Raw genomic sequence first — 9546 nt, forward strand, 5'->3', positions numbered from 1 at the left:
AAATGCGCCAGTTGGGACCCAAACTTCCTGATGCAGGTCCTCCAGCTCAACCCTCGTTAACCCGGATTCCCCGCCGTGCTCTCATCGACAGCCCGCTTGCCCCGCGCAAACGGCTTGGGTATGGTCCGTCACCGCTCGAGAGGGGCTCCGCCCCGATTTGGCTCGGCTCGCGGAGAGGTGGCTGAGCGGTTGAAAGCACCGCACTCGAAATGCGGCATACGGGCAACCGTATCGGGGGTTCGAATCCCTCCCTCTCCGCCAGTTTTTATTTCCTATCCGCCAGCTTCTCTGCCCCAAATTCTCCTTGAGATTCAACGCTTCCGGCCGGAACGAGCAGGCCCGTGTCGAAGCGTGTATCCCCCAATGTATCCCAAACCGTAGCCCGCGGCGGCGCCCGCCCAGCAGCCCCCCAAGCCCAGGGCACCCCCACGCCGGTCGCCCCGCCACCGCGCCGGGCGGCACGCGCGCCCACCTATCTGGTGCGGCGGTTGTCCACCTATTTCTTCCAGATCCGCATCCCGGCCGATCTTGCGCCCGGGCAGCAACCATGCGCGCCTTTAAGGTTGCGATTGGGCGAGATGCCCAAGCGAGATGCCCAGCCGCGCGCCGGCTGGCTCGCCATGCTGGCCAAAGCCGCTTTTGCCGATCGGAGACGCCTCTTGAACGGACAGTGGACCGACACCACGCCCCCGCTCGATGGCCCCGGCTTTCCGCCGGGCGGCTCGCCGGAGGAGTTCCTCGACAACATGGCCGCCTTCCTGAACGAGGCGGCTGCCAAACTCGCGAGCCCGGCCCCTCCGCCGCGATTTGCCCCCGCCGAGATGCGAACCCTCGCCGCAATCCAGGAGGCGGTGGCCATCGAACAGGAGGTCCGCAAAGGCCCCGCAGGGCACCCGACCGTCACCGCCCGCGCGGATTTGCTGCGCCAGGACGTCTGGAACCGCTGGCGCGCCGGTGAGGGCCTCCCGCCGGAGGGAGAGGCTCCACTCGCCCGGGTCATGGACACCTTCGCACGGATCGCCGAGCGCCAGCTGGACCTCCTGGCCTGCGCCGAAGGGCGCGCAACCCACCCGTCCGCTCCGCCCATGGTGGACTGTCCCGTCGAGGCGCCGGCGGCCATTCCACCGATCGCATCCCCGGCCCCATCGGCAAGCTCGCCGATGGCAGTTTCCTCGGCGCCGCTCTTCAGCGAACTGGCCGAAGAGTACCTGACAATCCGCGAAGCAGGCGGCGCGGACCGCGCCACCATCAGTACTGCGCGCTGGCGGGTCTCCGTCTTCACCACGCTGGTCGGCGACCGGCCGATCGATCGATATTACCCGATCGACCTGCAGACCTATGTCAACGACCTGCAACACCTGCCGGTCGAACTCTCCCGGGAGGGCGACAACACCCAAGTGCTCCGCGAGATGGGAATCCACGCGGCCATCGCCAAGAACAGGGCCGAAGCCTGCTACGAGCCGATTGCGCTGAAAACGATGCAGGACGGCTACGTCCAGATCGTGCGGACGATCATCTCGACGGCGGTCGGCCTGCGCCAGTTGCGCGATCCGTTCCAGGGCTATCGAATCCGCTGGCCGAAAGACGCCAAGCCCTCGAAAAAGCGCGAGCCGCTCGACTACGAACGTCTCAACCAGGTGTTCAAACTCGGGGTCGACAGCGGCTATCTCGACGACGCCCTGCTGCCGCCGCTCTGTCTCCTGTCGACCCGCCGCCTCGGGATTTTGCCGTTCATCCGCGGTTGCGATTTCGGCGAGAAGCACGGCGTTGACATTGTGCGGGTCAACGGCATCGTCTTCGACAAGGCCAAGGGCAAATACGTCCGGGTCGGATACAAGACCGATGCGAGCCTGCAGTATTTCGTCCTGCATTCATTATTCCGTCGGATCGGCTTTGTGGATTGGGCGAAGACGCAAGGCGAGGGCTTCATTTTCCGCTTGCTTGCCAGCGCGGCTGATCCAGGCGACGCCGCCTCCAAACGTGTCAACAGGCTGCTGCGCGCTGCGGGCGCCATCGGCATGAATGTGGAAGTTGGCCATTCGCTCCGCCACGGCGGTAAGGACCTGCTGATCGAAGAAAATGTCGACGACCTCACCACCCGCCTGCAAATGGGGCACGAGGCGCAAGACGTTCACGCCGACTATGGACGACAATCCGCGCTCCGGCGTGGACAGTGCCAAGAGCTCGCGCATTTCGATCTGCCCGAAGAGATCGACTGGACGATGTTCGAGGGGCTCGATTTCGAGGCGATGGCGTCCCGGCCGCGCGCGGTCGGCCGGCCGAAGCGCAAGACCGCCTGACCCCTCGACGACCGTCCGCGAAGTCCATCCGTGGCGAAAAGGAACGACGGGCGGTCGAGGCCACCCGCGCTTTCCTCTAGGTCAACGAGTTCGGTCTCTCGGACGATAGATACCAGAGTTCCTGGCATCCAGGTTCTTCTTATGTTCTTTGCCGCATGACTGTGACAGGCTGACTGGGCTCGAACGAGAGGGAGCGCATGTCGCAGCGTCAGCGGGTGCAAGGCATGTGGGCTGTGCCCACAGGAATGCCAGGGGAAGAGCCCCGTGGACCCCAAGGCAACATCAGCTTTGAAGCGTGCGTGACGAAGCTCCGGGGGTTCGAAGTGCGGCATGCAACGCGCCTTACTCCCGGCTCACGGAATGCGGTATCTAAAAACCGCCGAACTGGCACCAACGGCGCCCAACGGAACCAATCAAAACACCAACGAAAACCCAAAAATTACCCCCTCCACACCACACGCACTTCGAGTGCAAACTACACCGGCCCGACAGAAAGGCGGCCGAAAGGAAGGCGAGCGCGTGCCGCCATTGGCCCACGGCGCGGCGGGCGCCGTCAAGGCCGCGCCTGCGGCGCGCCGCTGTCGCGGGCGGGCGCCTTGACCGCCCCGCCGGTGCCGTGGCGAGCGCTCGGCAAGCGCGCCGCGGAGGAATGAGCGCGCATAAGCTCGCCTCCTGTTTACGGCAGAAGATGAGCCTTTGCGCTCCAAGCCGTCGGCCGCGACGCCCCGCAGTTGCCAGTGCAGCGCCTCTCCCGCCATCGGCCTTGCCGCCAGCCTCACCACCGGATCCTCTGCCGAAACCACGTGATCGAGGTTCCCCGCCTTCTTCAAAATGCGTCAAAACGCTTCGAAACGAAACGCAACAAATTGCAGCAAAATGAAGAAATTTGAAATGGGCACACCTGTGCACCTGTCGGTTCGGATGCCGCGAAGGATGCCAAAGCGAGCCGTCATCAGGTCAGTTCGAGTTTCTTGTGGCCACTCTGAACCAGACTCGCCTCGACTTCCTCGGAGGTTTAGAATGCGATGGCGTTGTGCGTCATTCTCGCGAAAAGGGCTGGCCAATCGGCCGAAGGAATTTGTGGCCAACCAGAGGCGACGGCACATCCCCAGAAGGACGGTTCCGGACTTGCGCAAGATGAACCTCGATCGTGCGCACCGTTGCCAAGTAGCAATTTCGGCATCTCCCGAGGCCCGTGTCACTGCTCCGGGAGGGACCGCACTTGATCAGGATCGTTCACCCGCCCCGCGAAAAGGGCCACAGGCCTTGACGTGGAATCACTACGGTGCGGGGTGGTGTGTGCGTTCGTGGCTGGCTTCGGCCTTCTCGCCGGCGGTGCCGCGCGGGCCTGCGACAGCAGAGCGGCCGCTACTCCGTGAAGCCCCACATCGGCAACGCGCTGGGGCCGGCATTTGAGGATCATCTTCGTCTTTCTGCTCTGACGAAACGTAAGACGCCGCCGCATCGTCTTTCCATCCCTCTGTTGCTGAAGGAACACCGCGATGACCACCCGCCGCGACCTGCTTCACACCCTGCCGGCCACCGGTGCCGCCTTCGCGGTCGCCGGGCGTCTGATGCTGGAGGACAGCCCCGCCGCCGCCCAGGCGGCACCCGCCCAGCCGCTCGCCGGCCATTTCCACCCGCAGGGCAAGGCGCCGTCGCGCCACACCGTCGCAGTGCTCGCGGAGGCGCGCCGCACGCTACCCTTCGCCGACACGCGCGACTTCGAGGAGAACCGCCGCGGCTTGGTCGCGCCGATGCCGGAACCCCAGATCCGGGCCGACGCCGGCCATGTCGCCTGGGACATGGACCGCTTCCGTTTCCTCGACCAGCAGGACGAATTCGACAGCATCCACCCCTCGCTGCACCGCATCTCGCGGCTCAACAACAATTACGGCCTCTATGAGGTGATCCCCGGCATCTACCAAGTGCGCGGTTTCGACTTGGCACAGATCAGCTTTGTGCGCGGCCGCACTGGCTGGATCGTCTTCGACGTGCTGGTCACGGCCGAGACCGCGCGCGCCGCCTGGCGCCTGTTCCAGCAGCATCGCGGCGAGGGCCTGCCGATCAGCGCCGTGGTCTATTCGCACAACCACGCCGACCACTGGGGCGGCATCCGCGGCATCGTGGACGAGGCGGACGTGCGGTCGGGCAAGATTCCCATCATCGCCCCCGTCGGATTCCTGCGGAACACGGTCGAGGAGAATGTCTACGCTGGCAACGCGATGAACCGGCGGCTCGCCTACCAGTACGGCCAGCTGCTGACCGTCGCACCGCACGGCTATGTCGGGCAGGGCCTCGGCCAGGGTGTGGCGGCCGGCGCGGTCGGCCTGATCGCGCCCACGCGTATCGTTGAGCGCGACATCGAGGAATTCGAGGTCGATGGCGTCCCCATGGTGTTCCAGAACACGCCGAACACCGAGGCGCCCTCCGAGATGAACACCTGGATCCCGAGCCTCAAGGCGCTGTGGATGGCGGAGAACATCATCGCCGGGCTGCACAACATCTACACGTTGCGCGGCGCCCCGGTGCGCGACCCGCTGCGCTGGTCAAAATACATCGGGGAAGCGCTCTACCGCTTCGGCACCCAGGCGGAGGTGATGTTCGCCGCCCACCACTGGCCGCGCTGGGGCAATCAGCGCATCCAGGAGGTGCTGCGCGGTCAGCGCGACCTCTACGCCAACATGAACAACCAGGTGCTGCACTTGGCGAACCAGGGCGTGACCATCAACCAGATCCACAACGTCTACACCGTGCCGAAGGGCCTGCAGGAGATGTGGTATGCCCGCGGCTACCACGGGTCCCCGCAGCACAATGCCCGCGGTGTGGTGCAGCGCTTCCTCGGCTTCTGGGACTGCAACCCGGCAACGCTTATCCCGCTCTCACCGGAAGAGTCCGCGCCGCTCTACGTCGAGATGATGGGCGGCGCGGATCGCATTATCGCCCGCGCCCGCGCCCTGCACGACGAAGGCCGCTATCAGCACGCCTCGGAGATCATGAACCGCTTGGTCTTCGCCGATCCCACCAACCGCGCCGCGCGGGAACTGCTCGCCGATGTCTGGGAACAGCTCGGCTATCAGCAGGAGAACCCTGGCCTGCGCAACTCCTTCCTTAACGGCGCCTATGAGCTGCGCAGCGGCATCTCGACCGGCGAGGCAGCGAGCACCGCAAGCGCCGACGTGATCCGCGCCATGTCCACCGAGCTGTTCCTCAACTTCCTCGGCATCCGCATGGATGCCCGCAAGGCGGAGGGGCTCCGCTTCACCATGAACTTGGTTACGCCCGACAATGGGGAAAAGTTCATCGTCGAACTGGCCAATGCGACACTGACCAACATCCAGGGCTTCCAGGCGCAGAACCCCGACCTGACGCTGACCATCAGCCGCACCGCGCTCGAGCAGGTAATGGCCGGGGAGAAGACGCTGGAGGGTCAGATCGCCGATGGCACCGCGCGCGTGCAGGGCGACGTCAAGGTGCTGACGCGCCTCGCCGGGCTGATGGTGGATTTCGATCCGCGCTTCGAAGTGCTGCCGGGCACCCGCCGCGCCGCGCCAGTCGCGCATGCGGACGCCTACCAAGCGGTGCCACGCGCCGCGATCCCGGAATAGTGGATGCCGCACCGGTGTCAGCGTGATTGCCGTCGCGCTGGCACCTGCCGGCGCGCACGCTGACGCCGCCCAGGACATGCCCGAACGAGGGCCGCCCCACGGCGGACATGACGCTTTACGGCTGGCTGCAATTCTTCGATGGCCGTGTCGGTGGCGGCCCACCAATGTCAGCCGCGGCTTTCGCTATACCATCGAGAAGGCTGACGCCATCACCGCAGATGGGCTCCGCGCGGAGGTGCGGCACCACGGCTTGGGAGTTATTCGTCGAAGACGCCAGGCCGTTGCTCTTCGTTCGGCGTCGGCTGCGAACTGCCGACGACAACCGTCGTTCGGTCAAGTCCCGTATTTCCGTTGGCCGGATCGAACGCGTAAACGATGATGTCGTACGGCCCATCGCTAGGAATCGTGGATTCTCCGGCAAACTGGCCAATCTCGCCAGCATAGGAGAGCCGGACCTCCCCGATGTAACGGTCGCGCGAACGGATGAGCGCAGTGACCTCGAACCTGTCCGCATCCCAGTGCCCTCCAGGGATGATTGGGCAGCCGCACATCACCATCATCACATTTGCCTGAAGTACGTTCTCCGCCTGACCTGACGGTACCCGCAGCCGTGCCGAGAGCCGCCCACTGCGAAGCGTGCTCACCCGCGTGCTCGAATGCCATTTGAACCGCACGCTCGCGTACCTCGGATGAAAACCGGTTCGTCGTCGTGCTCATGGCTCCACGTTCTTAGAAATTGGAGCCCCTGAAAATCCCAGTGTGATGCACTTTATTATAAGAAAAATCCGTCATATACTGACAAGAGAACCTCATTCATAGTAATGCGCAGGTCAGTAATGCTGCACGTTGATCTCCCCACGCGAACCCAGATCGACAAGCTCGTCAGCTACCGTGGCGGCCCCGCCGTTTCGATCTATCTGCGGACGACGCCGCTGACGCAGGATGCCAAGGCGGATCGAATTGAACTCAAGAACCTCCTCAAGAGCGCCGTAGCGGAACTTGAAGCGGCGGGCACGGCGAAGCGGAGCATCTGGCCGATTCAGGAAAGCGTCGAAGCGCTCGTGGAGGATGACGATTTCTGGGCGACGCAAGCGAACAGCCTCGCGGTGTTCGTCACCCCGGACGCCGTTCAGACGTTTCGTCTGCCCAACAAACTCACCAACATCGTCGAAGTATCCGACCGCTTCCACCTCACGCCGCTGTTGCGCTCGGTGACGTTCCCTCACCACGCCTATGTCCTGGCGATCGGCATCGGAACCGTCCGGCTGGTCGAGGTTTCGGCCGACCTGCCTCCCCACGAAGTTTCCGTTCCCGGTCTTCCCCGCGATTTCGGGCACGCGCTAGGAAAGCGCAGCCACATCGAGCGCGACGGCCAGATGCGCAGCGGCGAAGGCACCAGCGAACATGCGATGCTGACACGTTATGCGCGCGTGGTCGATCAGGCTCTGCGTCCCTTACTGGCGAGTGGCGAGCGGCCGCTCATCCTCGCCGCCTCGGAGCCACTGGCGGCGATCTTTCGCACTGTAAGCAGCTATCCGCACATTCCTCAGCAGGTGATCGCCGGGAGCCCGGACGACGCGACCGATCATGTCCTCGGCAACGAGGCGCGCGCCGTGCTCGGCCATGTCTATGCCGACCAGATCCGCGTGCTGGGCGAGCTCTATGCCACGCGCGAGGCCCAGGGCCGCGGCACGACCGATATCGCTCATGCCGCCCGTGCAGCCACCTTCGGCGCCGTGGACACGCTGATCGTCGATATGGATACGGTGATGTCGGGCACGGTGGCCGAGGAAGACGGAAAAATCACCTTTGAAGAGCAACCCAATGCCGTGAACTACGGAGTGATCGACGAGATCACGCGGCGCGTTCTTCAGGCTGGCGGCCACGTCGTCGCGGCGCGGCGGGCCGACGTTCCCGGCGGCGGCCCGCTTGCGGTGTTGCTGCGTTATCCAGTCTGAGAGAACCCGATGCGTCTGGGTCGATGCGGACGTATTGCAGGATCAAACGGGACGACGTGATCTGCGGCATGGTCACGTCGCCCTGCAGGACGTTTCCGCGAGGCGTGCGTGCTGGCGCACGAAAACGCAGCACGGTCGTACATGGAACATTGGTGAGCGTCACGAAGGGACCACGGCGGCGGGGGCTTGCAATTTTTTTCTGAAGCGATCCATCGGAAGTCGTGGACGGCGGGCGCCGGCCAATTGACGGTGGGGTGGCCGGCTGGTGGGCTTGTTCGGTAGGACCGAGAACCGGAGGCCACCGTGTCCACCGAATCTGAGTTGCGGGACAAACTGCGGAAGATCGAGGCGCTGTTTTCCGGGGCCGGGACGATCGGCGAACGGCTGGCGGCGGAGGCAGCGCTCGCCCGTGTGCGGGCGCGACTGGCGGAGGTTCAGCAGCATGATCCACCGATCGAGATGAAGTTCACGGTTGCGGACACATGGTCGGTCCACCTGTTTCTTGCGCTGTGCCGCCGCTATGGGCTGAAGCCGTACCGGTATCGTCGGCAGCGGCGCAACACCGTGATGGTGCGGGTTCCCCAAGGCTTCGTCGATCAGGTGCTGTGGCCGGAGTTCGTGGAACTCGACAGAGCGCTGCAGTCCTATCTTCACGAGGTGACGCTGCGAGTGATCCGAGAGGAGATTCATTCCGACACCAGCGAGGCGCAGGAGGTGTCTGCGCCCGAGGCGCTGCCGCCGACCTGACCGCGACGTCAGGCGGCGATGGCGGACGCGGTCGTACGGGCAGCCTTCCAATTCCACGGCAGCAGCTCGTGAAGCCGATTGATCGTGACCCGGCCGGAGACGATGCGCTCCACAACGTCGGTCAGCCAGGCTTGGGGTTCAACATCGGTGAGCTTTGCGGTGTTGATCAACGACGCGAGGATCGCCCAGGTCTTCGCGCCGCTGATGCTGCCGGCGAACAGACTGTTTTTGCGTCCGAGAGCAATCTCGGGGTCATTCTGCCCATATCGGGCAGGATGTTGTGGTCCACTATCCCTGGCATCCGCTGCACGGTCGGACTGCGCGTTGTGTTTTGATCGAGCGGCGCGCGTCCGGAGAGATCGCAAATGTCGAACTCGTGCCCGGCGTCGTCACGAAGGTGGCGGCATGGAAGCTGGACCCGGTTCATTGCGCGACTCTCAAGATCGGCGCTCCGCGCGCCTCGGTAGCGGCACTGAGTGACCTGCACGGGCTGCTGATCGCCTGCGAATCGCGGCTCCCTTCTGCGAACGGCAACACCGTCACGCAGGAGGGGCACGATGGGATCGCGGATACCGCTCGCACGAGCAACGCAGCTGGTTTCGAGACCGCGGTTGGCTCTCTCGACAACACCGCGTCAGACGGAAAAATCACCTTTGAAGAGCAACCTAATGCCGTGAACTACGGAGTGATCGACGAGATCACGCGGCGCGTTCTTCAGGCTGGCGGCCATGTCGTCGCGGCGCGGCGGGCCGACGTTCCCGGCGGCGGCCCGCTTGCGGTGTTGCTGCGTTATCCAGTCTGAGAGAACCCGATGCGTCTGGGTCGATGCGGACGTATTGCAGGATCAAACGGGACGACGTGATCTGCGGCATGGTCACGTCGCCCTGCAGGACGTTTCCGCGAGGCGTGCGTGCTGGCGCACGAAAACGCAGC

Annotated in this window: 6 protein-coding genes, 1 tRNA gene and 1 pseudogene; 6 read left to right on the forward strand and 2 right to left on the reverse strand. The window is 64.5% G+C overall.

Annotated elements, in window-relative coordinates:
• The first annotated feature begins 171 nt into the window (after window positions 1-171).
• The 3 genes from F1193_RS16530 to F1193_RS16540 all read left to right on the forward strand — a co-directional run bounded on the left by F1193_RS16530 (window position 172) and on the right by F1193_RS16540 (window position 5908).
• Window positions 172-261 (forward strand) — tRNA-Ser (locus F1193_RS16530).
• A gap of 227 nt (window positions 262-488) precedes the next feature.
• Entirely contained in the window at window positions 489-2300 is a 1812-nt protein-coding gene (locus tag F1193_RS16535) for a site-specific integrase (protein ID WP_150098900.1), read from the forward strand.
• A gap of 1502 nt (window positions 2301-3802) precedes the next feature.
• Window positions 3803-5908 carry an alkyl/aryl-sulfatase gene (locus F1193_RS16540; RefSeq protein ID WP_150098901.1) on the forward strand — a complete coding sequence of 702 codons (2106 nt, stop codon included), beginning with the start codon at window positions 3803-3805 and terminating at the stop codon, window positions 5906-5908.
• 257 nt (window positions 5909-6165) lie between these two features.
• Here the strand turns inward: F1193_RS16540 and F1193_RS16545 are convergent, their stop codons facing one another.
• Complete coding sequence (locus F1193_RS16545) at window positions 6166-6552, reverse strand: hypothetical protein (RefSeq protein WP_150098902.1); 387 nt, start codon at window positions 6550-6552, stop codon at window positions 6166-6168.
• Between the two features lie 192 nt (window positions 6553-6744).
• Between F1193_RS16545 and F1193_RS16550 the strand changes: the two genes are divergently transcribed.
• Window positions 6745-7866, forward strand: coding sequence for a baeRF11 domain-containing protein (locus F1193_RS16550; protein ID WP_150098903.1), 1122 nt, complete (start codon window positions 6745-6747; stop codon window positions 7864-7866).
• 303 nt (window positions 7867-8169) lie between these two features.
• A complete protein-coding gene (locus F1193_RS16555) occupies window positions 8170-8613 on the forward strand; it encodes a hypothetical protein (RefSeq protein WP_150098904.1) in 444 nt (147 codons plus the stop codon).
• Between the two features lie 8 nt (window positions 8614-8621).
• Here F1193_RS16555 and F1193_RS16560 read toward each other — a convergent pair.
• Window positions 8622-8858, reverse strand: a pseudogene (locus F1193_RS16560) (transposase domain-containing protein); the annotation flags it as partial.
• Between the two features lie 35 nt (window positions 8859-8893).
• Here F1193_RS16560 and F1193_RS16565 point away from each other — a divergent pair.
• Window positions 8894-9415, forward strand: a complete 522-nt coding sequence (locus F1193_RS16565) for a hypothetical protein (RefSeq protein ID WP_170263739.1) — start codon at window positions 8894-8896, stop codon at window positions 9413-9415.
• The last annotated feature ends 131 nt before the right edge of the window (window positions 9416-9546 follow it).

Source organism: Blastochloris sulfoviridis, from assembly GCF_008630065.1.
GTDB classification, from domain to species: Bacteria; Pseudomonadota; Alphaproteobacteria; order Rhizobiales; family Xanthobacteraceae; genus Blastochloris; species Blastochloris sulfoviridis.

Coding starts and splice junctions, on each gene's coding strand:
- F1193_RS16540 (WP_150098901.1), top strand. CDS start 3,803: ATGACCACCCGCCGCGACCTGCTTCACACCCTGCCGGCCACCGGTGCC.
- F1193_RS16550 (WP_150098903.1), top strand. CDS start 6,745: ATGCTGCACGTTGATCTCCCCACGCGAACCCAGATCGACAAGCTCGTC.